Annotated in this window: 26 protein-coding genes; 12 read left to right on the forward strand and 14 right to left on the reverse strand. The window is 60.0% G+C overall.

Annotated elements, in window-relative coordinates:
• Positions 1–203: 203 nt before the first annotated feature.
• The 12 genes from NET03_RS00890 (at position 204) to NET03_RS00945 (ending at position 13038) form a co-directional block, all read left to right on the forward strand.
• Positions 204–962, forward strand: coding sequence for an SCO1664 family protein (locus NET03_RS00890; protein WP_252127003.1), 759 nt, complete (start codon positions 204–206; stop codon positions 960–962).
• A gap of 249 nt (positions 963–1211) precedes the next feature.
• Positions 1212–1796, forward strand: a complete 585-nt coding sequence (locus tag NET03_RS00895) for an SRPBCC family protein (RefSeq protein ID WP_252127004.1) — start codon at positions 1212–1214, stop codon at positions 1794–1796.
• A 45-nt stretch (positions 1797–1841) separates the two neighbouring features.
• Positions 1842–2312, forward strand: a complete 471-nt coding sequence (locus tag NET03_RS00900; RefSeq protein WP_252127005.1) for a (2Fe-2S)-binding protein — start codon at positions 1842–1844, stop codon at positions 2310–2312.
• Between the two features lie 57 nt (positions 2313–2369).
• Entirely contained in the window at positions 2370–4721 is a 2352-nt protein-coding gene (locus NET03_RS00905) for a xanthine dehydrogenase family protein molybdopterin-binding subunit (RefSeq protein ID WP_252127006.1), read from the forward strand.
• 57 nt (positions 4722–4778) lie between these two features.
• Positions 4779–5645 carry an FAD binding domain-containing protein gene (locus NET03_RS00910; protein WP_252127007.1) on the forward strand — a complete coding sequence of 289 codons (867 nt, stop codon included), beginning with the start codon at positions 4779–4781 and terminating at the stop codon, positions 5643–5645.
• A gap of 126 nt (positions 5646–5771) precedes the next feature.
• Complete coding sequence (locus tag NET03_RS00915) at positions 5772–6668, forward strand: AAA family ATPase (protein ID WP_252127008.1); 897 nt, start codon at positions 5772–5774, stop codon at positions 6666–6668.
• Positions 6669–6710: 42 nt separating this feature from the next.
• Entirely contained in the window at positions 6711–7964 is a 1254-nt protein-coding gene (locus tag NET03_RS00920) for a vWA domain-containing protein (RefSeq protein WP_252127009.1), read from the forward strand.
• A gap of 18 nt (positions 7965–7982) precedes the next feature.
• Positions 7983–8303 (forward strand): XdhC family protein, encoded by a 321-nt coding sequence (locus NET03_RS00925; protein ID WP_252127010.1) that lies wholly within the window; start codon positions 7983–7985, stop codon positions 8301–8303.
• Positions 8300–9091: an XdhC family protein gene (locus NET03_RS00930; protein ID WP_252127011.1), complete on the forward strand. Its 792-nt coding sequence runs from the start codon at positions 8300–8302 to the stop codon at positions 9089–9091. The genes NET03_RS00925 and NET03_RS00930 overlap by 4 nt, the downstream gene beginning before the upstream one ends.
• Positions 9092–9114: 23 nt before the next feature.
• Positions 9115–9726, forward strand: a complete 612-nt coding sequence (locus NET03_RS00935; protein WP_252127012.1) for a nucleotidyltransferase family protein — start codon at positions 9115–9117, stop codon at positions 9724–9726.
• On the forward strand, positions 9723–10232 hold the full coding sequence (locus NET03_RS00940) for an NUDIX hydrolase (protein ID WP_252127013.1): 510 nt from the start codon (positions 9723–9725) through the stop codon (positions 10230–10232). The genes NET03_RS00935 and NET03_RS00940 overlap by 4 nt, the downstream gene beginning before the upstream one ends.
• Positions 10233–10725: 493 nt before the next feature.
• Positions 10726–13038, forward strand: a complete 2313-nt coding sequence (locus tag NET03_RS00945) for a xanthine dehydrogenase family protein molybdopterin-binding subunit (RefSeq protein WP_252127014.1) — start codon at positions 10726–10728, stop codon at positions 13036–13038.
• Positions 13039–13092: 54 nt separating this feature from the next.
• On the opposite strand, the gene NET03_RS00950 is transcribed toward NET03_RS00945, so the two are convergent.
• From NET03_RS00950 to NET03_RS01015, 14 genes are all read right to left on the reverse strand, one after another.
• Positions 13093–13284 (reverse strand): CcmD family protein, encoded by a 192-nt coding sequence (locus NET03_RS00950; protein WP_252127015.1) that lies wholly within the window; start codon positions 13282–13284, stop codon positions 13093–13095.
• A gap of 13 nt (positions 13285–13297) precedes the next feature.
• A complete protein-coding gene (gene ccmC, locus NET03_RS00955; RefSeq protein ID WP_252127016.1) occupies positions 13298–14011 on the reverse strand; it encodes a heme ABC transporter permease CcmC in 714 nt (237 codons plus the stop codon).
• 28 nt (positions 14012–14039) lie between these two features.
• Positions 14040–14708, reverse strand: a complete 669-nt coding sequence (locus NET03_RS00960) for a heme exporter protein CcmB (RefSeq protein WP_252127017.1) — start codon at positions 14706–14708, stop codon at positions 14040–14042.
• The gene (ccmA, locus tag NET03_RS00965; RefSeq protein WP_252127018.1) at positions 14705–15457 is read right to left on the reverse strand and encodes a heme ABC exporter ATP-binding protein CcmA; all 753 of its coding nucleotides are present in this window, start codon (positions 15455–15457) and stop codon (positions 14705–14707) included. Before ccmA ends, NET03_RS00960 begins: the two co-directional genes overlap by 4 nt.
• Positions 15454–15831: a hypothetical protein gene (locus NET03_RS00970; RefSeq protein WP_252127019.1), complete on the reverse strand. Its 378-nt coding sequence runs from the start codon at positions 15829–15831 to the stop codon at positions 15454–15456. The genes ccmA and NET03_RS00970 overlap by 4 nt, the downstream gene beginning before the upstream one ends.
• Positions 15831–16352 carry a cytochrome c-type biogenesis protein gene (locus NET03_RS00975; RefSeq protein ID WP_252127020.1) on the reverse strand — a complete coding sequence of 174 codons (522 nt, stop codon included), beginning with the start codon at positions 16350–16352 and terminating at the stop codon, positions 15831–15833. Before NET03_RS00975 ends, NET03_RS00970 begins: the two co-directional genes overlap by 1 nt.
• Before the next feature lies 1 nt (position 16353).
• Positions 16354–18339 (reverse strand): heme lyase CcmF/NrfE family subunit, encoded by a 1986-nt coding sequence (locus tag NET03_RS00980; RefSeq protein ID WP_252127021.1) that lies wholly within the window; start codon positions 18337–18339, stop codon positions 16354–16356.
• A gap of 15 nt (positions 18340–18354) precedes the next feature.
• Positions 18355–18834, reverse strand: coding sequence for a cytochrome c maturation protein CcmE (locus NET03_RS00985; RefSeq protein WP_252127022.1), 480 nt, complete (start codon positions 18832–18834; stop codon positions 18355–18357).
• Positions 18831–19313: a hypothetical protein gene (locus tag NET03_RS00990; RefSeq protein ID WP_252127023.1), complete on the reverse strand. Its 483-nt coding sequence runs from the start codon at positions 19311–19313 to the stop codon at positions 18831–18833. The genes NET03_RS00985 and NET03_RS00990 overlap by 4 nt, the downstream gene beginning before the upstream one ends.
• Complete coding sequence (locus NET03_RS00995; RefSeq protein WP_252127024.1) at positions 19265–19942, reverse strand: TlpA family protein disulfide reductase; 678 nt, start codon at positions 19940–19942, stop codon at positions 19265–19267. The genes NET03_RS00990 and NET03_RS00995 overlap by 49 nt, the downstream gene beginning before the upstream one ends.
• A 117-nt stretch (positions 19943–20059) precedes the next feature.
• Positions 20060–21334, reverse strand: a complete 1275-nt coding sequence (gene murA / locus NET03_RS01000) for a UDP-N-acetylglucosamine 1-carboxyvinyltransferase (protein WP_252127025.1) — start codon at positions 21332–21334, stop codon at positions 20060–20062.
• A gap of 11 nt (positions 21335–21345) precedes the next feature.
• A complete protein-coding gene (locus tag NET03_RS01005; protein ID WP_252127026.1) occupies positions 21346–21801 on the reverse strand; it encodes a F0F1 ATP synthase subunit epsilon in 456 nt (151 codons plus the stop codon).
• A 13-nt stretch (positions 21802–21814) separates the two neighbouring features.
• Positions 21815–23227 carry a F0F1 ATP synthase subunit beta gene (atpD, locus tag NET03_RS01010; RefSeq protein ID WP_252127027.1) on the reverse strand — a complete coding sequence of 471 codons (1413 nt, stop codon included), beginning with the start codon at positions 23225–23227 and terminating at the stop codon, positions 21815–21817.
• Between the two features lie 31 nt (positions 23228–23258).
• Positions 23259–24149 carry a F0F1 ATP synthase subunit gamma gene (locus tag NET03_RS01015; RefSeq protein WP_252127028.1) on the reverse strand — a complete coding sequence of 297 codons (891 nt, stop codon included), beginning with the start codon at positions 24147–24149 and terminating at the stop codon, positions 23259–23261.
• Positions 24150–24173 lie beyond the last annotated feature (24 nt).

Genomic DNA, 24173 nt, shown 5'->3' on the forward strand with positions numbered 1-24173 from the left:
GCCCTCGCCCGTTCGGTGTCTTGCTGTATCTTTCCCCGCCGCAACAGAGGCACGCACTGCGCGGACTCGCCGCGGCCTCCAGCGTTGCCGAGGGCCGACGTGCAAGGCTAATCCTACTCGGTCACGGTAACCTGTAACCAGCACCCCCTCTGTGCTAAGGTTGTCGCGCAGCGCGCCAAGGGATGTGGCGCCAGGGTGCAACGATGATGTCAGAGCTCGCCGATCGCCGACCTCGCCACCACCTTGTCACCCCGCAGGGACGACGCCATGTCCGACAGCTCCGACACGCTCTCGCGATCGGAACTGTGGCGCATATGGAGCTTGTACCGTGGGGCTCGAACGACACGTTCGCCGTGCTCCTTGAGCAGGACATTGTTCCAGGCTTGATCGGTATTTACAAGCCGGCACGCGGTGAGGTACCGCTGTGGGACTTTCCAGCTGGCACGCTCTATAAGCGCGAGTACGCCAGTTATCTTTTAAGTCGCGTCTTGGGCTGGACGTTCATTCCGCCGACCGTGATCCGCAACGGGCCATATGGCATCGGGACTGTCCAGCTTTTCATTGAACCGGAGGACCGACCGCTGCGGGGGTCGTCGTTTCGCTCTCAGCTTCAGCAGATCGCGCTCTTTGATTTGCTCACGAACAATGCCGACCGCAAGGCGAGTCATCTCTTCCAGGGACGTTTTGATCGACGCGTGTGGGGAATCGATCACGGACTGACCTTCCATGTCGATCCAAAGCTGCGCACGGTTCTCTGGGACTTTTGCGGCGAGCCGATTCCTCTCACACTGGTTGCAGATCTCCGCCGGTTGCTCCGTCACCGGCGGCAGGTGCAACGCCTCTTAGCACCGTTCCTGAGTGCAGAAGAACTCGCCGTTTTTTGGCAGCGATGCGCAACGCTTCTCGCGCGGCCAATCTATCCTGTACTCAACCCGCGCCGCAATATCCCCTATGGATGGTGAGCATCCGCTCAGATCCCTGTCTGCCTGCCTACCAAGCGGCAGCATTTTCCCTTGCCAGACGCGTTGAGCAGAGTAGCCCAGCACAGGCGCTGTGGTGACCGAGCGACGACAATATCAGCCAAACTCCACGGCGCAGCAGGCAGCAAGCGCGCAAGGCGGCGCATGGCGATGCCAGACTCCAGACTAGATCGGGTCTCGTAGAGTGTTTCCTCTTGACCATCATCAAGATCGGCCGTATGATGAGGTTGGATGCCAGCGAACCTGCAGAGTCGTTCCGTCCGAGCCGATGTTGGAACGGTGCGCGATCCGAAGAGTTGGCGGCAAGCAGTAGCCGGAACGGCGCTGGGGTCGGCACCACTGTGTCCGGGTTCAGGGAAGGGAGCAGCAGTGAAAATCTCCGGTTCCTACACCATCCGTGCGAGACGCGACACTGTCTTTGGGCGACTGACCGATCCGCAGGCAATAGCCAGTTGCCTGCCGGGTGTCGAGAATTTGAACCAGATCGCACCTGATCAGTATGAGATGGCAATGACGGTTGCGATTGGCCCGGTCAAAGGTACCTTCACCGGCAAGGTGCAGCTCGCCGACATCAATCCACCCGAGTCGTACCGCATGGCAATCGAGGGACAAGGGAAGCCGGGCTTTGCGCGGGGTAACGGGAGCGTGCAGCTTCGCGCAATCGACGACCAGACGACCGAGATTGTCTACGAAGGAGATGTCGAACTCGGCGGCCCATTTGCGGGTGTCGCCCAACGCATGCTCGGTGGTGTTGCCAAGCGGATGATCGAACAGTTTTTCTCTTGCATCGAGCGCCAAATGGGCGCGAGCGCCTGACTGTGGAGATTGGGATTGGGGACGATCGAGGAAAGGAGCGGTCGGATGCAGATCACGGTCACGGTCAATGGCGTCACTTATACCCATGACGTTGAGCCGCGCCTCTTACTCGTCCATTACCTCCGCGACGTGCTCAACCTCACCGGCACCCACATCGGTTGTGACACGAGCCAGTGCGGCGCCTGCACTGTGCTTTTGAACGGTAAGGCTGTCAAGTCCTGCACAATCTTTGCGGTTCAAGCTGACGGTGCTGAGATCACGACCATCGAGGGGCTGGCGCGTGACGGTCAGTTGCATCCGGTCCAGGAAGGCTTCTGGGAAAAGCACGGTCTGCAGTGCGGTTACTGCACACCGGGGATGATTATGACCGCTGTCGACTTCCTGCAGCGGAACCCGAACCCCACGGAAGAGGAGATCCGCCACGCGATCGAGGGCAATCTCTGCCGCTGCACCGGCTATCAGAACATCGTGCGGGCGATCCAGTACGCCGCCGAGAAAATGCGCAGCGGGAGCTGATTTAGGGCTGGGACTCACCGGCAGGAATCCGGGCACCTCGCAGCAAAGGAGGGAGCCATGGCCGTCACCAAGCTTTTCGGAGCAGCCATTAAGCGACGCGAGGATCCGCGGCTCATCACGGGTCGAGGGAATTTCACTGATCACATCAGGCTCCCGGGAACGCTCGTTATGGCGATCAAGCGTAGCCCGCATGCCCACGCCCGGATCGTGCGGATCGACACGAGCAAGGCGCGAGCCATGCGTGGGGTGGTCGCCGTCTACACCGGGCAGGACCTGGTTGACAAGCTGGCACCCGTGCCATGCGCGTGGCTGATTCCAGACAGTGATCTAAAGCTCACTCCATACCGGGCTGTCGCTGTCGATAAGGTCCGCTACGTCGGTGATGCTGTCGCGGTTGTCGTAGCGGAAGACCGGTACGTCGCGCAAGATGCCATCGAGGCAATTGATGTCGAATACGAGGTGCTGCCAGCGGTCGTCGACCAGGAAAAGGCGATGGAATCGGGCGCACCGCAGCTGTACGACGAGATTCCCAATAATCTCGCCTTCCATTGGAAGCTGCATATCGGGGACTTCGACGCCATCTGGAACGAAGCCGAGGTGCGCCTGTCGCGGCGCCTCATTAACCATCGCCTCATTCCGACCGCAATGGAGCCACGTGGGGCACTCGCCGCATACAACCCCGGGAGCGGCGAACTCACGATCTGGTGCACAAGTCAGAACCCTCATGTGCACCGTTTGCTCCTCTCAGCAGTCACTGGCTTGCCGGAGACACGGATCCGCGTGATTGCGACCGACGTCGGCGGTGGCTTTGGGAGCAAGATTCCAATGTACGCGGGTGAGATGATCGCGGCGGCGATTAGTCGCGATCTGGGGCGCCCGATTAAGTGGATTGAGACGCGCCAGGAGAACTGCGTGGCAACAATCCATGGACGCGACCACATCCAGTACGTGGACATTGCTGCACGCCGCGACGGCACCATCACCGGTGTCCGTGTCCGCGCTTACGCCAACATGGGTGCATATCTCTCGACGGCTGCCCCGGGTGTTCCGACGTGGCTTTTTGGTCTGATGCTGCAGGGAGCCTATGCGATCCCGGTCATCCACTGCGACGTGTACGGTGTCCTCACCAATACGACACCGACCGACGCCTATCGTGGTGCCGGTCGACCTGAGGCCACCTACCTGCTCGAGCGGATGATCGACATCTTGGCCCGGGAACTGGGTATGGATCCCGCAGAGATCCGCCGCAAGAACTTCATTCCCAAGGACCGGTTCCCCTATACCACGCCGACCGGGCTCCAGTACGACAGCGGTGACTACGAGGCCACCTTGAATCGGGCGCTTGAACTCGTCGATTACTCCACCCTGCGCCGTCAGCAAGCCGAGCTGCGACAGCAGGGACGATATATCGGCATTGGCTTCTCCACTTATGTTGAGGTGTGCGGATTGGCTCCCTCCCAGGCTGCAGGGGCCATGGGCTTCCAGGGTGGACTGTGGGAAAGTGCAACCGTGCGCGTCCATCCGACCGGGAAGGTCACCGTCTTCACCGGTTCAAATCCCCATGGCCAGGGCGAGGAAACGACCTTCGCGCAACTTGTTGCTGACGAGCTCGGCGTCCCCTTTGAGGATGTCGAAATTGTTCACGGCGATACCGAGATGGTGCCGTTCGGGATGGGCACCTACGGGAGTCGGAGCACAGCAGTCGGTGGCGCTGCCCTCGTTGCTGCATGCCGGAAGGTGAAGGAGAAGGCGCAGCGCATCGCCGCTCACTTGCTCGAGGTTGCTCCGGAAGACCTCGCTTTTGAGAACGGTCGCTTCTTTGTCAAGGGTGCACCGGACCGCGGAATGACCTTCCAGGAAGTCGCTTTGCAGGCATACCTGGCCTGGAAACTGCCACGTGACATCGAACCCGGTCTTGAGGCAACGCACTTCTGGGATCCGGTCAACAATACCTTCCCCTTCGGCTGCCACATCTGCGTCGTCGAGGTTGATCCCGAAACAGGGAAGGTCGATTTCCTGAAGTACGTCGCTGTCGATGATGTTGGGAACGTGATTAATCCAATGATTGTGGACGGGCAGGTCCACGGCGGCATTGCCCAGGGATTGGCCCAGGCCGTCTACGAGTACGCGGCCTACGATGCGAATGGGCAGCTCCTCAGTGCGTCACTAATGGACTACGCCATTCCGAAGGCAAGCATGCTGCCCGTGTTCACGGTGGACCGGACAGTCACGCCAACACCGGTCAACCCGATGGGTGTCAAAGGAGCGGGTGAGACCGGGACAATCGCTTCGACACCGGCGGTCGTGAACGCGGTGATCGATGCACTTGCACCGTTCGGAATCGAGCACATCGATATGCCGCTCACGCCGGAGCGGATCTGGCGAGCTGTTCGCGAGCGGTCAAGCTGATGCGAGGGACGGGGCCGGTCGGTCCGGCCCTGCAGGGAAACGGAAGGGGAGCGAACGATGTATCCAAGCACGTTCACCTACTATCGGGCGGGTTCCGTACAAGAAGCACTCAAGCTCCTGGTAGAGAACCCCGATGCCAAGCTCTTGGCTGGCGGGCATAGTCTTATCCCAGCGATGAAGCTGCGCCTAGCCAGCCCTTCCGCACTGATCGATATTTCCCGTGTCCCTGAACTGGCTGGCATTCGTGATGCGGGCGACCGTATCGTCATCGGTGCGACCACCCGCTATGACGACATCCAGCGCTCCGAGCTTGTCCGGCAGGTTCTGCCCATCTTGCCCGAGGCGATCGACGTGATCGGCGATCTCCAAGTGCGCAATATGGGCACGATTGGTGGCTCCCTCGCACACGCTGACCCTGCCGCCGATCTGCCAGCAGTCGTCCTCGCTCTCGGCGCGGAACTCAAGGCCGTGGGCCCGGACGGCGAACGCACCATCCCAGCCGACCAGTTCTTTGTCGATCTCTTTACGACCGCGCTGCAACCAAACGAGATTCTTACGGAGATTTCTTTCCCCAAGCCACCTGCCCGTACCGGAATATCTTACCAGAAGTTCGCGAATCCGGCATCAGGCTACGCCGTTGTTGGTGCCGCGGCCGTTGTCACGTTGGGCGAAGACGGGAAGGTCGCTGCGGTGCGTGTTGGGGTGACCGGCGCTGGTCCGTACGCGGTGCGACGCCAGAGCGTCGAACAAGCACTCGTCGGTCAAGAGCCGACCGCGGCCGCGATCGAGGCAGCAAGCCAGTTGGCAAGCGAGGGAATGACGTTCAATAGTGATATCTTTGCGAGCGACGAGTACCGGGCCCATCTCACCCGCGTCTTCGTCAAGCGTGCGCTCACGCGTGCAGTTGAGCGTGCTCGCGGCTGAGTCGTGACACAGCTCGACATATCAGCGCCCGGGGGGGGGGGGTTCTCCCCGGGCGCTCTCCTGTTCCTTCGATACCGTACTTTGGTATACTACAGGGTCGGCGCATCGGAAGAGTCGAGGTGAGGCGTGAAAGTCGCAGAACTGACATCGGTTGAGGCAGTGCAGCGAGCGCTCGCGGCGCACCGCTACGTCAGCGATACAAGCTTGGCCACGGCAATTTTCCTGGCACTCAAGCTTCCGAAGCCACTGCTTCTTGAAGGGGAAGCTGGTGTCGGAAAGACCGAAGTCGCCAAGGTTTTGGCGCAGGTCCTAGACACGGAGCTCATCCGGCTCCAGTGCTACGAGGGGCTTGACGTCAACCACGCGGTGTACGAGTGGAACTACCCGCGGCAGATGCTGGCGATCCGCCTGCTGGAGGATCAGCAGGTCGGCTGGGATACCGCGATGCACGAGATCTTCAGCGAAGAGTTCCTGATTGAGCGCCCGCTGCTGAAAGCGATCCGGCATCGTGGAAAGCCGCCCGTTCTCTTGATCGATGAGATCGACCGCGCCGATGAGGAGTTCGAAGCCTTCTTGCTGGAGCTCTTGTCTGATTTCCAGATCACGATTCCGGAGATCGGGACGATCCGGGCGGAACATCCACCGTACGTGATCATTACGTCCAATCGGACGCGGGAACTCCACGACGCGCTCAAGCGGCGCTGCCTTTACCACTGGATCGACTACCCAACGCTCGAGAAGGAATTCGAGATCCTGCGTGTGAAATTGCCTGGTATCCCGGAGCGGCTGGCATTGCAGGTTGCTCGATTCATTCAAGCCCTGCGGCGCGAGGATCTCTACAAGCTCCCAGGGGTGGCTGAGACACTGGACTGGGCCGCGGCGCTCTTGGCACTGAACCAGAGCCAGCTGAGCCTGGAGATCGCGTCTGCCACGTTGGGCGCGATCCTCAAGCACCAGGAGGACCTCCAACACATCCGAAAGAAGCGACTGGAGGAACTGGTCTCAACAGCCACCCAGGATTAACGCTCATTCGGCCCGTGAGGGCTTTGCCGAGGTTCGGTACCAATGACGGCGACGATGAATTTCGCTCAGCGCGCACTCGCCTTTGCCCGCCTTCTGCGGCGTGCCGGTGTCAAGACGACCACCGGACAGGCCATAGACTTCGTGCGCGCGATCGAGCACATCGACATCAGCCGACGCGAAGAGTTGCGCGAGGCAGCTCGTGCCTGCCTTGTCACGCACAAAGACGATATGCCGGTCTTCGATCGCCTCTTCGACCTGTACTGGCGGGCGAAGCCGGAGTACACTGACGGTCTGCTCCAGCAGGCAGAGCCAGACGATGTGATCGAGCTCGCGCCCGAAGAGGGTGAGGAGACAGAGGAAGCGGACGGCACGACACTGTCGGGCGCGCGCGGTCGGCGCCTCGAAGCTGTCGAGGCTGCCGAGGAAGGTGACACGGGAGAGGCCAGCGACGAAGAATCGCTCGCTGATACCTTCAGCTATAGCCCGGCAGAGGTCCTTCGCGAGAAGGACTTCGCGGATTTCACTGAGGAGGAACTCCAGCAAATCCGTCGTTTCATGCAGCAACTGACTTGGGAAATCGGCCGCCGGCGCTCCCGCCGCAAGATCGCATCATCGAAGGGTCGCTTTATCGACCCACGACGGACAATGCGACGATCGCTCCAGACTGGCGGGGTTCCCCTCACGATCGCGCGCCGGGAGACGAAGACGAAGCCACGCCAGCTCGTCGTCATCTGCGATGTGAGCGGGTCAATGGATCGGTATAGCCGAATTCTCTTGCAATTCATCTATGCAATCGAGAACGGAATGGCTAAGGTTGAGGCGTTCGTCTTCGGGACCCGACTCACGCGTGTCACCCGGCTCCTCAAACACCAAGACATCGATGAGGCAATGCGACGGGTTGCTCGGGAGGTACAGGATTGGTCGGGTGGCACACGCATCGGGCAATCTCTTCAGACATTCAACCAAGAGTGGGCGCGCCGCGTCCTCCGGAATGGGGCCGTTGTGCTGATCATCAGCGATGGCTGGGACCGCGGTGATCCGCAGCTCCTCGCCCAAGAGATGGCGCGGCTCCAGCGGAGCTGTTATCGACTCATTTGGCTCAACCCGCTGCTCGGTTCGCCGCGGTATGAGCCGCTCACGCGGGGTATGCAAGCAGCACTGCCCTACATTGACGACTTCATGCCAATCCATAACTTCGCCAGTCTCGAGGCACTCGCCAAACACCTGAGCCAGATCGACGATAAGCGTCCGGTCCGGCGTCAGCATGCAGTCTTGCCCGAGACGACCGCTGCGTGAAACGAGGAGAGACAAACCATGCGAGATATACTGCCGGAAATCGAACGCTGGATCAGCGAGGGTGAGGAGATCGCGCTCGCCACCGTGGTACGTGCTATCGGCTCGTCACCTCGCCCGGTAGGGGCCAAGATGGCCGTAACGCGCTCCGGGCGGATGGCTGGCTCGGTGAGCGGTGGCTGTGTAGAGGGTGCGGTGTTCGAGGTCGCGCTTGCAGTTTTGGAGACCGGACAGCCACGGCTCGTCCGGTACGGGATCAGTGACGAGCAGGCCTGGGATGTCGGGCTCAGCTGTGGTGGGACGATCGATGTCTTTGTCGAACCGTTGGTGAGAAAGGCATGAGTGGAGAAATCTTTTCTGCCCTTCGGCAAGCTTTGCACGAGGAAGAAGCCGTTGTCAGTGCGACCGTAGTGAGTGGCGAACTACTCGGTGCCAAGTTCCTCGTCTTCGAGGACGGCCGGACTGTGGGATCGCTTGGCTCATCAGAGCTCGATGCTGCCGTACGCGCTGATGCCGAGACATTCTTGAAGAGCGGTGAGGCAGCCATCCGAAGCTACCACCTATCCGATGGCCGCAACGTTGAAGTCTTCCTCGAGGCGCATCTTCCGCCTCGGCACTTGGTGGTTATCGGTGCGGTCCACATTGCCATTCCGCTCGTTGCCATGGCCAAAGAGCTCGGTTATCGCACGACAGTCATCGATGCCCGCGAGTTTTTCGCCACCCGCGAGCGTTTCCCACATGCTGACCAGCTCATTGTGGCCTGGCCTGATGAAGCGCTGGCCCAGATCAAGATTACTCCACAAACCGATATCGTCATCCTGGCGCACGATGAGAAGTTCGAGGACCCGGCTTTGCATGTCGCACTGCGCTCGCGCGCCGGCTACATCGGCGCGATCGGCAGCCGCAAGACAAGTGAGCAGCGTTTGGAGCGGCTCCGCCGTGCTGGCTTCAGCGAGCAGGAGCTCTCTCGCATCCATGCGCCGATCGGGATCGATATTGGAGCCAAGACGCCCGCCGAAATTGCTGTGAGCATCTTAGCAGAGATTATTGCGGTACGGAGGGGACGCATTGGTCAGCCACTCAGACCAGCCAAGACCTCTCCTGCCGCTGTTTCGGGTGACGGCGGTTGACGCGGCTCGAAGGATGAGAGGCAATGGCGCGCGTCGCCGGAATCGTCTTGGCCGCCGGATCCTCGCGTCGACTCGGCCAGCCGAAGCAGCTCGTCACTCTCTGCGGGAAACCTGCCCTGCAATACGTCCTTGATGCGGCACGTCAGGCACCGTTGGAACCACTTCTCGTGGTTCTCAGCCCGCAGATTGCCGTGGCCGGCTCCGGCTTAGACACCACCGGCTTCGCCGTCGTCACGAATGAACGAGCACACGAGGGGCAGAGTAGCTCAGTCAAAGCTGGACTCGCTGCGCTCCCTCCAGACGTCGATGCGGTCGTCTTCCTGCTCGGTGACCAACCATTTCTCGATCCGTCAGTCATCAATCGACTGGTCACCTGCTTCGAACGCACCCACGCACCGATTGTTCGCCCCCGGTACGTCGACGGCCCGGGTCATCCTGTGCTTATCGCCCGCGCGCTTTTCCCCGAACTCCGCGCCCTCCACGGCGACGTGGGCGCCAAGCCTGTTTTGGCTGCCCACGCTGAGGAGATCGTCGAATGCGAGATCCCGGAGCTTGCTAGCCCGCTTGATCTCGACACGCCGGAGGATGTGGAACGCGCTCGTCGTTGTTGTCAGGGACGAGCTCTTCACAGATGACACCCAATCTTTCGGATGATATCCGGTACTGTCCATATTGTCGCACCGAGTTGGAGCGGCGCTTCATTGCTGGCCGCGAACGTCCTTTCTGCGTCGTGTGTGACCGTCCATTTTTCAGCGATCCCAAACTTGCGGTTGCTGTCATTGTCTACCAGCAGGGCCAAATCGTCTTACAGAGACGCGCTATTGAGCCGGGTATTGGACTCTGGAGCTTCCCGTCCGGGTTTGTCGAGCGTGGCGAGACCGTTGAAGAAGCGGCAATTCGGGAAGTTCGAGAAGAGACGGGACTCGAAGTCCAAATCGAACAACTCGTTGGCTTATATTCTCGTCATGGACATCCTGTTGTTCTGGCCGTCTATCAAGCCCGGGTTATTCGTGGGGAACTCAGAACCAGCGAAGAAAGCAGTGCTGTGGCCTGGTTCGCACTTGATGACTTACCACCTCTTGCGTTTCCCCACGACTCACTGATTATCCGCGACTGGCAGCAAAAACTCTCACGGAACTGACCGAGCTCGTCGGCGGTCAGCAGGGGCGCACCAAGACTCCACGTATTGAGCGACAAATCTCTCTCACGAAGCCACTGCCGCACGAGAAAGGTTCGATGGCGTCTGGCCTGTTACCTGGCACCTGCCTGCTCGCTTGGAGGGCCTCATAGTCATCCTGAGGGGAGCCGCACCTTCGGCCCACGAGGTGCCTTGCCTGTTATCTCTGGCAGCAATCTCCTTACGAGCCAAATCCTCACGGAACTCATACACCAGTACCCTGTAAGACCTTCACCATGTAGTGATAGGCCATGTGTACCAACTCCCATAAGCTGAAGAATATCACCATCATTGTATCACTATGTCTGTAGTTACTCGCCTCATTAGGCTACAAGTCCTCCTGACACTCGCAAGGATTTGTTGTTGTTGTTTCGTTATCCGGGACATACAGAACCGACAGATTCCTCGAGCCACTACACTATGGTGGGATGAAGATTGTGGGAAGAGAGGGATGAAGATGGCAGAGCCCTCCTACATTGGACGAGCTGTTCGTCGAATTGAAGACGAGCAGTTTCTCCGCGGATGGGCCAGGTTTACCCAGGACGTGTCGCTTGCCGATGCGCTCACCCTGACTATTGTTCGGAGCCCATATGCACACGCGCTTATCGCCAGGATTGATACACAAAAGGCCGAGACTGTTCCTGGCTTTGTCACAGTAGTCACTGGGAGAGAGCTTGCGACCTGGCTGAACCCATTCCCCACGCCTCCCCAATCAGCGGGAGTACGGGCACAGCACCGCTATCCACTCGCCGTTGATCGTGTGCGCTTTGTCGGGGAGGGAGTCGTCGCTGTACTAGCAGAAAACGCCGTTGCAGCGGTTGACGCCGCCAGCGAAGTTCTTGTAGATTACCAGGAGCTTCCCGCGATAATCGACCCTGAAAAGGCCATCGCACCAGAGGCTCCACGTGTTCATCCCGATTGGCCAGATAATCTTGCCTTTCACTGGGATCACCAATACGACGATGTCGACTCTGCGTTTCGGGCAGCTGATGTCGTGATCGAGCTCACACTTGTCAACCAGCGGGTCTATGCGGCATTTCTCGAGCCTCGTGCCGCAGCCGCAACCTATGACGAGCGGAGCGGGCAATTGACTGTCTGGGCGTCGACCCAGACTCCACACATGCTTCGCAGTGGCATCGCGAGTGTCCTTGGCGTGCCCGAATACCAGATTCGCGTCGTCGCACCGGATGTAGGCGGCGCGTTTGGTGCGAAGGGCGGGCTTTACCCTGAATACGCTCTGGTAGCAGCTCTGGCGTGGAAGCTCCGCCGGCCGGTGAAGTGGGTAGAGACGCGTTCGGAAAGCGTTCTGGCGACCAACCACGGTCGAGACCAGCGGCAACACGTCCGTGCCGCGTTTCGCCGCGACGGTACGCTCCTCGGTCTTGATGTCGAAATTCTCAGCAATCTTGGCGCCTGGAATGCCTCACCGACGCGCCCCACGGCCATCCTCACCGGCCTGGCGATTGCTGGCCCCTACCGTGTCCCATCCTTACGTCTGCAAATCCGTTGTGTTGTGACCAACACGACGCCACAAGCAGCCTACCGCGGTGCTGGTCGCCCGGAGGCCAGCTATCTCCTTGAGCGTCTCATGGATAAGGCAGCTCGCGAACTTGGGCTTGATCCTGTAGCGATTCGGGAGCGGAACCTCCTGGGCCCGGACGATTTCCCGTATCGTTCGCCAACCGGAGTACCCTACGACAGCGGGAACTATCCCGCCGTGCTCACCGAAGCGTTGCGACGTTTCGACTATGAGACCGCTCGTCGTGAGCAGGCGCGTCTGCGAGCCCAGGGTCGCATGATCGGAATCGGTATCGCAAGCTTTTGTGAACTCTCTGGCCCTGGGTGGGAATCAGCCACGGTGCGAGCACATCCCGATGGTACGGTGACTGTCCTCTGTGGTATTACCCCGAGCGGACAGGGGCACACAACGATGCTCGCTCAGGTGGTTGGTGAAGTTCTCCAGCTCCCCCTCAAACGGATTCGCGTCGTGACTGGAGACACCGTAGCTGTGCAACAGGGTATCGGGACATTTGGAAGTCGGAGCACCGCACTCGGAGGCTCGGCCGCCTTCCTCGCCGCCCAGGAGGTTCTTGAGAAGGCGCGAGCCATTGCGGCCAGTGCGCTCGAGGTCGCAGCTGAGGATCTCGAATACCGCGATGGCCTGTTCGCGGTGCGCGGTGCACCGGACCGCGCGATCCCCTGGGAACGTGTGACACGTCTGGCGTATGTCATGGAGGGTCCGCCGGGGAACCTCGAGCCAGGGCTGGAAGCGACGCGCTTCTTCAATCCCGGACGCCGAAATGTTCCTTTCGGCGTCCACATCGCCATGGTCGAGGTCGATCCTGAGACCGGGAGCATTACGATCCTGCGCTATCTCGCAGTCGACGACAGCGGCCGCATTGTCAATCCTCTCCTCGCCGAAGGTCAAATTCACGGCAGTGTCGCCCAGGGTATTGGACAAGCACTCTATGAGGCGATCATCTATTCGGAGACTGGTCAGCCTTTGACCCAGAACTTCCTCGATTACGTGGTGCCTCGTGCACTGCAGGTACCAGTGATCGAGGCAGCCCATGTAGAAACACCAAGCCCTATTAATCCCCTCGGCGTCAAAGGGATCGGTGAAGCCGGCACCACCGCCGCCCCACCGGCCATCGTCAACGCCGTTTTGGATGCGCTCAGCCCTCTTGGGGTCACTCACCTCGACATGCCACTGACTCCGGAGCGAGTCTGGCGCGCAATTCGCGAAGCGCAATCTCAGGCCAGTGGCTGACACGCACCCAACAGCACGAGCCCGATACCACGCGTCGTGCTTCCTGACCGATGCTTAGGAACCGGTGGTATCCCGTACCGCCTTCGCTTCTGGCATCTGTTCCTCTTCGAGAGTTCCACGCTCTCCACGCAGTGCAGCGAGCTCGCTGCGCAGCACTTCGATCTGTCGTCGGAGCGAGAAAAGATAGATTCCCAAGATCAACCAGGTTACGAAGAAGCCTGCGAAAAGGTACCACAACGCGTCCATCTCTCAGTCCCCTTCACTCCGCACCATAGAGCGCCGTACGAAGCGTCATCACCTCGTCACGCGTCGTCTCAATCCGATACTTGATCATCAGGAGAAAGATGTAGAGCAGACAAAAAGCCACTAAGGTGACCAGCATCGTGGCCAGCATCTCTGGCGGCATGTTTGGCCCTTCACTCCGCACGACAATCGGTTGCGGGTGGAGTGTTCGCCACCAGCGCACAGACATATGAATAATTGGGATATCGACGAAGCCGACAATTCCCAGGACCGCAGCATAGCGAGCTCCCCGTTCGGGATCCGAGACATAGGCGCGCAGCAAAAAGTATCCGAGATAAATGAACCACAGGATCAGCGTCGTGGTGAGACGCGCGTCCCAAGTCCACCAAGTTCCCCAGATTGGTCGACCCCAGATCGAGCCCGTGAGGAGTACCAAGGTTGTGAAGATAAATCCCAGTTCAGCGGCCGAGCGCGCAAGCCGATCCCACCGCGCGGTACCTCGCAACAGGTACAGGATGCTGCTTACAAAGATGATGAAGAATGAGGCATAGGCCAGCCAGGCCGCCGGGAGGTGGAGATAGAAGAGTCGCTGGACCTCACCTTGGGTCGCATCACTCGGCGCGTACAAGAAGATCATGGCCACCGAAAACGCCACAAGGGCAAATGATGCTACCCAGAGAAGCGACAGCCAGTTCAGCCAACCTCGCGCCGGAAAATCTCCCTGTGCCACGAGTTCCTCCCTCCGCTCTTACCGGTCGTCACTCCTCGACCGTCACACCGAAAGTCAGCACGCCAATACCAAAGAACAGCACGGCGAATCCCGCGAGCAGGCTCTTCCACGGCCCTGCTTCATACCCAATCCCGTTCAGCTCCAGCGTTGTTGCTCGCACCCCTCCGATCACCACCGGTACACTCAGCGGGAACAGTAGCGCTGGAAGCAGCACTTCGCGTGCCCGTGCGCTCGCCGTCATCACGGCAAACAACGTTCCCAAGGTGCAGAGCCCAACTGTCCCGAGAAAAGTGACCAACAGTACTCCCGGACGGAAAACGGGCAGGGTGAAGAGTGTCGCCATGACGAGGAGCGCGACAAGTTCAACCAGCGAGACGAAGAGCAGCATACTCAGGAGTTTGGCGAGGAAAATAACAGAGCGATCCACCGGCGCCAGCAGTAAGCCCTCCCAGGCTCCTTCTTGCCGTTCCAGAGCAACAGCACGAGTCAAACCGAGCAATGTCGCGAAGACGACCGCTACCCAAAAAGCCCCTGCTCCGCTTGCTGCCCGTTGTGCTCCGGTCAGGTCGAACGCAAAATTGAACACAAGCAGCGTCAAGAGCGCCATGACAAGCATGCCGACAACGATCTCGCGTGCTCGCCATTCAGCGAGGAGATCTCGTTGGATGATTGCCAGGAGCCGGAGCCACCCACTCATCCGAGAACCTGTCCGTAAGTCGTCGGCTGGAGACGTCGCTCGATCTCCTCGGAGCTCGATGCTGACCAAGCGATCCTCCCCCGATCCAGAAAGATCGCTCGAGTGGCAAGTCGGGTACCGAGCTCCTGTGCATGTGTCGTCATCAGCACGGTCCCGCCTTGCGCGCAGTGCCCCGTGATCAGACCGATTAACCGCTCGCGGCTTGCCCGATCCAACCCGGTGTCCGGTTCATCGAGGAGGAGCACCGGTGGCTCATGGAGCAAGGCCCGCGCCAGAGCTACTCGTTGCTGGAGACCTCTCGAGAGTTGCCGCACACGATCCCTTAGGCGATCGTCAAGATCGAGCTCAGCAGCGACGCGGTAAATGCGCTCGCGGCGATTCAAGACCCCATAGAGCTTTGCATAGTAGTCGAGATTCTCCTCTACCGTGAGTTCCGGATCGAGCATCGTGCGATGCATGACCACGCCAAGCTGAGCACGAATGGCAGAAGCACCGGCCGCGAACGCGTAACCAAACCATGAGATTGTTCCTCTGCTTGGTCTGGTCAGTCCGGCCAGAATCCGGAGTAGGGTCGTCTTGCCGGCCCCATTTGGACCGAAAACCACAAAACATTCTCTCGGGTAGACGACAAAACTCACTCCCGCAAGTGCTGATTTCCAGCCATACCGTTTCGTGAGGTCCTGCACGACGAGGACTGGTTCACTGGGCAGAAGCGTATCCGGGTTAGGCGGAGTGGCAGTGAGATTCATGTCGGAACACCCGCCGTTGATGCATTTCGATCTCCTTGACGAGCCAATTCACGCAGCTGCGCGATCTCCTGCTCGATACTCAACTCGAGCTCTCGCTCGATCTCCTCGGTCGCACGGAGAACGCGCGCAGCCTCAGCCAGCAGGGCCAGACGTAACGTCTGATACTCGTCTGCTGCCACCTTCCCCGTCTCATGGTCTAATTGGAGATCTCGCAACGCTGCGAAAATTGCATCGCGTTCGGCCAGGAGATCGAGGAGACGAGGGGGGAACGGCGACGGACTTACCGAGCGTCGACTCGCCACCCAGAGTGGATACAAGACAAATGCCAGGACGCCGATCGCAAGCACGAGCAAGACAACAATTCCCGCAAGCATTAGCGCGCGTCTCCTTCCGCGCCGAGCAGACGTTCGACCCGCTTGAGATCCTCGAGTTTCACAGGCAGTACCACATCACTCGAGGGTTCGCCACGACGTCGCAGGTACACCGCGACGAGGACGATGCCAATCACAAGTCCTGCCACCGGTCCCCACCAAAGCAGCCAGAGATGTCCCTGCCGTGGAGGCTCGCGCAAGACGCCGACCCCGTATCGCTCCACGAAGTATTGGAGGATCTCGTCACGTGACTCGCCTGCATCAAGCTTCTGCTGAATGAGCTGCCGCATCTGGCGTGCCAGCTCCGAGTTCGAGTCGCGCACGCTCTGCCCTTGGCAAACGGGGCAGTTCAACTGATTCGCGATGTCCAAAGCTTCTGGAGACAGCGGTTCTTCCGCTCGCACGGCCGATACCCCGAGCACAGCGATTATCATCGTCACTATCGCGAGCAACAGGCATGCTCGCCAGACGAACACTGTGAAGCCTGCACTGCTCTGTCGGCTCACGAACTGATGCGCCCGCATGTCAGGCCTCGCTCGTTGCTCCGGCAACGCTCTGTGGGACACGCGCCAAGGCTGGTACCGGCTGCGGCCAGAACAGCGTCACCGTCCCAAGCACGAACACGACACCACCGATCCAGATCCAAATCACTAATGGGTTGACGTACACGCGCAGACTCGCTGTCCCGTCATCTTCCCACCGGTCCAGCACCACGTAGACATCGTCCATGCCAACAAGTGTGATACCCATTCGGGCGGTCGGCTGATCCTCATAGTTTCGGTAGAAGAACCGGAAGCTCTCGACCGTACCTGCATACCGCTGCCCGCGGTAGATGTCTACCTGCGCAGCGACGATTTCAGCGTCTGCCGTCCGCCGATCCTCAAGTCCACGGTAAATGACCGTGTACGGGCCAATTGTTCCCTGCTCACCGGGTCGTAAAACGAACTGCCGCTCAAGCTGAAAGGCGTTTGAGGCAATGATTCCGACCGCCATGAGAAGTATGGCAAGATGGACGAGGTACCCACCGTACCGTCGGTTATTCCGCCGGAGCAACTCCCATGCTGCCACCAACACATTTTCTCGGGCGTTGCGTCGACGAGCGACTGTACCACGCCAAAACTCTTGCAGCGTGACTCCCACGGCGAACACCGTGACCGCATAGGCTATTGCAGCCCACGGTCGGCTCAACAGGACTAAACCAACCAGCCCGACGATGATCCCGGCTGCCGCTGGCCAACCAACGTTCCGCAGGAGAAGCCGCACATCGGTGCGCCGCCACGCAAGGAGCGGCCCAATCGCCATAAGGAGGAACAAGACCAATAACAGCGGTCCTATAACACGATTGTAAAACGGTGGTCCGACTGTAATACGGGTATCCCAGAACAGCTCGCTGAACAGCGGGAAGGTTGTTCCCCAGAAGACTGCGAACGCTATCGCTGTCAGTAGCAGATTGTTAAGGAGAAATCCGGCTTCTCGGGAGCTCACTGACTCAATCTGCCGCTCACTCTGAAGACCTGGCAAGCGATAAATCAACAGGCCAATGCCTACCACGAGCACAAGCGCGAGAAACGCAAGGAACCAATGCCCAATTGCCGAAACAGCAAAGGCGTGAACCGACGAAAGCATCCCGCTGCGAACAATGAAGGTACCGAAGATGCATAAGGCGAACGTGGCGAGAAGGAGTGCAAGATTCCACACTTTCAACATTCCGCGGCGTTCCTGCACAATCACCGAGTGAAGAAACGCCGTCGAGGTTAACCAGGGAAGAAGGGCGAGATTCTCAACTGGATCCCAGCCCCAATAACCGCCCCACCCAAGGACGTGATAGGCCCACCACGCACCGATGAGAAGGCCAAGGCCAAGGAGCGCCCAGGCCAGAAGTGTCCAGCGGCGGATCGCTCGCAACCAGTCGCTGCCCAGCCGGCCGGTGATCAGCGCAGCCATCCCAAAGGCAAAAGGAACGGTAAAACTGGCATATCCCGAGAGGAGAAACGGCGGGTGGGCCATCATCCCCGGATCACGCAACAGCGGATTGAGTCCTGCTCCATCGGGTGGCGTGACCGGTAGGAGCCGGAACGGACTCGACACGACGGTGAGAACAAGCAGAAGAAAAGTGAGGACCGAAAGGAGCGTGGCGTTCATGTACGGAAGAAGCGCACGATCCGAGCGGCGGTGGAGGTAGAGAGCCAGCGCTCCTAGACCACTTGCGACGAGTGTCCAGTAGAGGAGACTTCCTTCTTGGCCACCGTAAAAGGCCGCAATCACGTAGTGCAGCGGCATGTCCCGGCTGGAACGGCCAGCCACATACGCTAGCCGGAAATCGTGCCGGAGAAACGAGACCACCAGCGCAATGAGCGCAATCGCAACGAGGAATGCCACCGCGTATGTTGCCCGATACCCACTCAGGAGAAGCTCCGGGATTCGCCGCCGCGCTCCAAAAAGGGTAGCCACAATGCCGTAAATCGCCAAAATCAGCGCAAGGATCAGCGCGCCAGATCCAAGGTGAGCCATGGAGCACTCCCTCGCTCAGCTCGTTGCGGTCGTCGGCACAGATTCAAAACGCGAGGGGCATTGGGTAAGAACGCTATCGGCTTGAATCGGCTGACCGGTCCGGTAGAGGCCTTCGACGATCACGTGTCGTCCCTCAGCGAAGATGTCCGGCAGGACACCAGCGTAGACAACTTCGAGTTCACTTACTCCATCACTAATGCGGAAATGAATTGGTTCACCCGGTCCACCCCGGACGATACTTCCAGCAACAACATCGCCCCCAACGCGCACGCGTCGACCATCCACACTCGTGGCTTTCGCCTGGAGTTCACTGACCGTGACGAAATAGGATGCAGCCGTTCCTTGAAGCCCGGTGTACATGAGGTAGCCGACCGCCGCTGCAATGATCACGGCGATACCGAAGAGCCGAACATCGACACGCAGCCCACGCGCTGATGTCCGTGTCACGAGCGCACTGCTCATCTCGCCCCCGCTCGCTTCGCGCCGCTCACTCACCGCCAACCCGCCGTGGGGTCGGGCGGATAGATCACCGATAAGAGTACACCGAGCAGGTAGGCCAGCGCCCCAAGAACTAACACCAGACGGTCGGGTATGCGCCATAAACTCCGTACTGGACGCATGGACGCTTGCACGGGGCGCGGGAGAAGCCCTCCACTTGCCCCCAGCGCTACGACCCCCGCCACCACCTTGATAACGAGTAGCCCGACATAGGTTGCCGTCCCCTTACCATCGGCGACCCGGTCAAACATGAGGGCCACACCGCTGCCAAGCAGGATTGCACTCGATGCGATCCACCAACGGCGGAATCGTTCTTGGGCGATTCGCAACGTCTCGCTCGCTGCGGCACTCACGCGCCGTTGGGGCAGGAGCGCGATAACGAGATAGGTACCGCTCCCTAACCAGATAGCTGCAGCCAGGGCATGGGCTACCCGCAGGACAATACGTGCGAGCGCTGCGACGTCCGTACCTTCCATCCGCCTTCCGCCGGTTCTAACTGCGTTGCCGGAGCGACCCCAAGCTCGTTCAGGAGTCCAACCAGCTGTTCCACAGACTTGACCGGCCCGGTGTACTTGCCAAGGAGTCGTCCGTCCGGGCTGACGAAGAATGTCTCCGGGACACCCGAAACGCCATAGTCGATTGTCACCCGACCTTCGGTATCGTACGCGTTCGGATATGGCACTCCGAATTCGTCAAGAAAGGCACGCCCGTCGTTCCAGTTCTTCTCCCAGATATCGATCCCGATAATGACGACCCCAGTCTCCTCGTATCGTCGGGCAAACTCACGGAAAACCGGCGCCTCCTCACGACACGGAGGACACCAGGAGGCCCAAAAGTTCAAAATGACGATCTTTCCGCGGTGATCGGCGAGTCGGATTGCGGGACCACCCCGGAGATCTGGAAGGACAAAATCCGTCGCTGTCCGATCAGTGAAACGCATCAAACTGCCAGCCGTATTGATTCGACCGCCCACACCGAGTTCGCTGGCACTCTGCGATCGTTGCAGCGCATAGGCGACGAAACCGATAAAAATGAGGACGATTATCCCAACGATCAGTGCGGGGAGGCGGACACGCAAGGTCGACGTGGATTCTCTCGTTGCCATCAGGGTATCGTCCCTTGTGCGAAGCCGGGAAATTCTGCCTTCTCGTCGCTCCTCGCTCCGCGCGTCACCCGTACCCAGAAACAGAGTTCGCTGCGCAAGTACATCTGACTTGGCCCGTCACGCATAACGAACGTTCGCTCCTAATGCGGCGAGCTTCCCGACGAGGTCTTCGTAGCCACGCCGCAGATGCTGTGCATCGAGGATGACCGTCTCGCCCTCGGCGACGAGTCCAGCGAGCACTAAACACGCGCCGCTGCGGATATCTAATGCGCGCACTTCGGTCCCCCGCAGACGAGCCGGGCCGTCGATCCATGCCTGCTGACGATCAACGAGTTCGATCCGTGCTCCCATCTTGCGGAGCTCGCTCGTGTAACGGAGTCGGTCGTTAAAAACGCGCTCAAAGATACGACTCCGGCCATGAGCTTGAGTCATCAAGACAGCAAATGCCGCTTGCAGATCCGTCGGGAAACCTGGGAAGGGGAGTGCTTGAATCTCTGTCGCACAGAGCGGGTGGGGAGCTCGTACCAGCATCGAGGACTCACTCCACCAGACCTCAGCGCCCGCTTCGCGCAGCTTGTGTGTCAAGGGTGCCATGTCCGGCTCACGTACATGATCCAAAATTACTTCCCCATGTGTTATTGCCGCTGCAATAGCGAGCGTTCCCGCCTCGAGGCGATCCGGCAATACAGAGGCACGATATCCCCGGAGCCGATCAAGACCATGCACAACAATCCGTGACGTTCCTAGGCCGCTGATTCGCGCACCCATATCTTGCAAGATTTCACCGAGATGGACGATCTCTGGTTCAGCTGCTGCGTTGATAATTGTGGTGCGCCCCTGGGCCAGGGCAGCGGCCATCAGAAGATTTTCCGTGCCGGTGTGGCTTGGATAGTCCATGTAGATCTCACAGCCTCGTAGCCGTCCGGCACGAAACTCGAATGCTCGCTCTCCGACCTCAACCTGGGCACCCAGTTTGCGGAAACCGCGGAGATCGACGTCGACCGGTCGCGTCCCCAGTTGGCATCCCCCTGGAGGTACGGAGCGAGCCCGACCGAACCGCGCGAGGAGTGGGCCAGTCACCAGGAACGATGCTCGCATGCGCGCGACGAGTTCTGGCGGCGGTTCGAAGACTTCAATCTCCGCTGCTCTGATTCGGACACGATGCCGCTCGGTGTCGAGATCGACCTCGGCACCGAGGGCCCGCAGCAGTTCCGCCATTACGAAGACGTCATCGAGCAAAGGCACGTTCTCAAGGACACACTCCTCCTCCGTTAGGAGCGCCGCGGCCATAGCAGGAAGCGCTGCATTCTTCGCTCCACTAATCGCCACACGACCACGCAACGTTCGTCCGCCAACCGTGACGATCCGTTCAGTGGCCGTTGTGACTACCACGGCATCCTCCTTCAGGGCTGGGCCTCCGGTAAGGGTGGCCCGCCAGGTGCAGGTCGCGCCCGTCGCTTCCGCGCCACTGCGAGTCGCACCGTTGACCGCCGGAGCGCCATTTCGGCCCGCCGGCGATCAATATCGGCTCGGCGCTCACGCAACCGTGCAAGCGCCCGCTGTCTCGCGTCCTCCGCCCGTGCGAGGTCGATCTCCTCAGCTCGCTCCGCCACGTCCGCCAAGACACGGACAACGTTGTTCGCGACCTCAAGGAAGCCGCCAAAGATCGTCAGGCTGTCTTCTTCCCGCCCCCGCTTGACACGCATCTCGCCCATACTGAGGAGCGAGACAAGCGGCGCATGACGTGGGAGAATGCCGAGCGTCCCCTCTGCCCCCGGCGCGAGGACCATGTCGGCATCATCCACCTGGTAGACAAGTCGCTCGGCGGTGACCACTTCGACGCGGAGCTTCCCGGCCATAATCCTCCCCCGCTCACGCCTCGCGGGCCATCTGCTCGGCCTTCTCGACCGCTTCGTCGATCGTACCAACCATGTAGAAGGCCTGCTCCGGCAGGTGGTCGTGCTTGCCCTCGAGAATCTCCTTGAAGCCCCGCACAGTCTCATGACGCGGCACGTATCGACCGGGACGACCGGTGAAGGCTTCGGCGACGAACATTGGTTGCGAGAGGAAGCGCTGAATCTTGCGTGCCCGCGCAACGATCAGCTTATCCTCTTCGCTGAGCTCCTCGACGCCCAGAATTGCGATGATATCCTGCAAGTCACGGTACCGCTGTAAGACGCGTTGCACTTCCCGTGCCACCGTGTAGTGTTCTATCCCCACGATATTCGGATCGAGGATACGCGACGTCGACGCCAGCGGATCAACGGCTGGATAGAGCCCTTGCTCGGCAATTGACCGCTCCAGCGCAATCGTCGCATCAAGGTGCGCGAAGGTTGTGGCCGGAGCAGGGTCAGTGTAGTCATCCGCCGGGACGTAAATCGCCTGCACCGACGTGATCGATCCGCGCTTGGTGGAGGTAATCCGTTCCTGGAGCTGTCCCATGTCAGTCCCGAGCGTCGGCTGGTACCCCACAGCGCTCGGCATCCGCCCGAGGAGCACCGAGACTTCCGAACCAGCCTGCACGAAGCGGAAAATGTTATCGATAAAGAGAAGGACGTCCCGCCCCTCGTCTCGGAAGTATTCGGCCATGGTCAGCCCAGTCAGCCCAACTCGTAGACGAGCGCCTGGCGGCTCGTTCATCTGCCCAAAGACGAGGACGGTCTTGTCAATAACGCCAGACTCGCGCATCTCGCGCCACAGCTGCGTTCCCTCGCGGGTTCGCTCCCCTACGCCGCAGAATACCGAGTAACCACCGTGCTCAGCGGCGATGTTCCGGATCAGCTCCATGATGATGACCGTCTTACCGACACCGGCTCCCCCAAAGACGCCGACCTTTCCACCCTTGGTGAAGGGAGCCACCAAGTCGATGACCTTCAAACCCGTTTCGAACACCTCGACCTGGGTCGATTGCTCCTCAAACGATGGTGCAGGACGGTGAATCGGCCAGAACGGCGCCTCGGAGTGAACTGGACCCTGCTCATCAATCGGCTCACCGACCACGTTGAAGATACGGCCAAGTGTTGCCGGACCAACCGGCACCTTGATCGGCTCACCAGTGTCGATAACCGGCATGCCTCGCTTGAGACCGTCGGTAGTCGACATCGCAACCGCTCGGACCCAGTCGTTCCCAAGGTGCTGCTGCACTTCGAGAACAAGCCGCCCTCCGTCAGGGCGCTCGACAATCAACGCGTTGTAGATGTCAGGTAACTGTCCCGGTGGAAACTCCACATCGACCACGACGCCCTGAATCTGCACGATACGACCAGTCGCTACCTTCGTTGTCATCCTTCTCACCTCGCTCGTTCTGCCGCGCAGCTCACTGCAGCGCACCAAGGGCGTTCGCCCCGGCAGCGATCTCGCTCACCTCGCGAGTGATCTGTGCTTGCCGCGCCTTGTTGTATGTCAACGTCAATTCCGCCACAAGGTCCAGCGCATTTTGGGTTGCATTCCGCATCGCGACCATCCGCGCACTGTGCTCGGAGGCCGACGCCTCGAGAAGCACACGATAAAGCTGCATCTCGATGAATCTCGGCAACAACGCCTCAAGCACCGTGACTGGATCCGGCTCGAAGATGTAATCACTGATCGCGCCGGTCCCTTCCGGTGGCTCAATCGGAAGCAGTTGCAACACGCGCGGCTCCTGCTTCAGCGTGTTAATGAAGTGGGTGTAAACAACGAATACCGCGTCAACTCGCCGAGTCGTAAAGTCTTGTGTCGCCAACTCAGCGAGAGGACGCACCGCCTCGATCGATGGTCGGTCTGTGATCCGGGTGAACTCAGCGACCATCGGCCACCCGTACCGTACGAGGAATTCGCGACCCTTACGACCAACCGCTACAATATCGAAGTTCTCCAACAGCTCTGGCCGCTCATGCGTCATAAAATCGACCGCTCGCCGGATAACATTCGTGTTGAGTGAGCCAGCCAATCCTCGATCCGATGTCACCAGGATCAGCTGAATTCGCCGGATCGGGCGCCGCTGGAGAAGCGGAAACGCTCGCACTTCTTCCTGTGGGCTGCTCATCGCTGCCAAATCGCCGAGCATTGCCCGGATCCGCTCGGCGTATGGCCGCGCAGCCAGGACTGCCTGTTGCGCTCGCCGCATCTTCGATGCGGCCACCATCTCCATCGCGCGTGTGATCTGCGCCGTGTTCTTGATCGAACGAATACGGCGCCGAATCTCACGCGGCGTGACTGCCTGCGGCACAGCCTCTGGCCCCCTCTCTGGACC

Origin of the sequence: Thermomicrobium sp. CFH 73360, from assembly GCF_023806465.1 — a bacterium.
GTDB lineage: Bacteria > Chloroflexota > Chloroflexia > Thermomicrobiales > Thermomicrobiaceae > Thermomicrobium.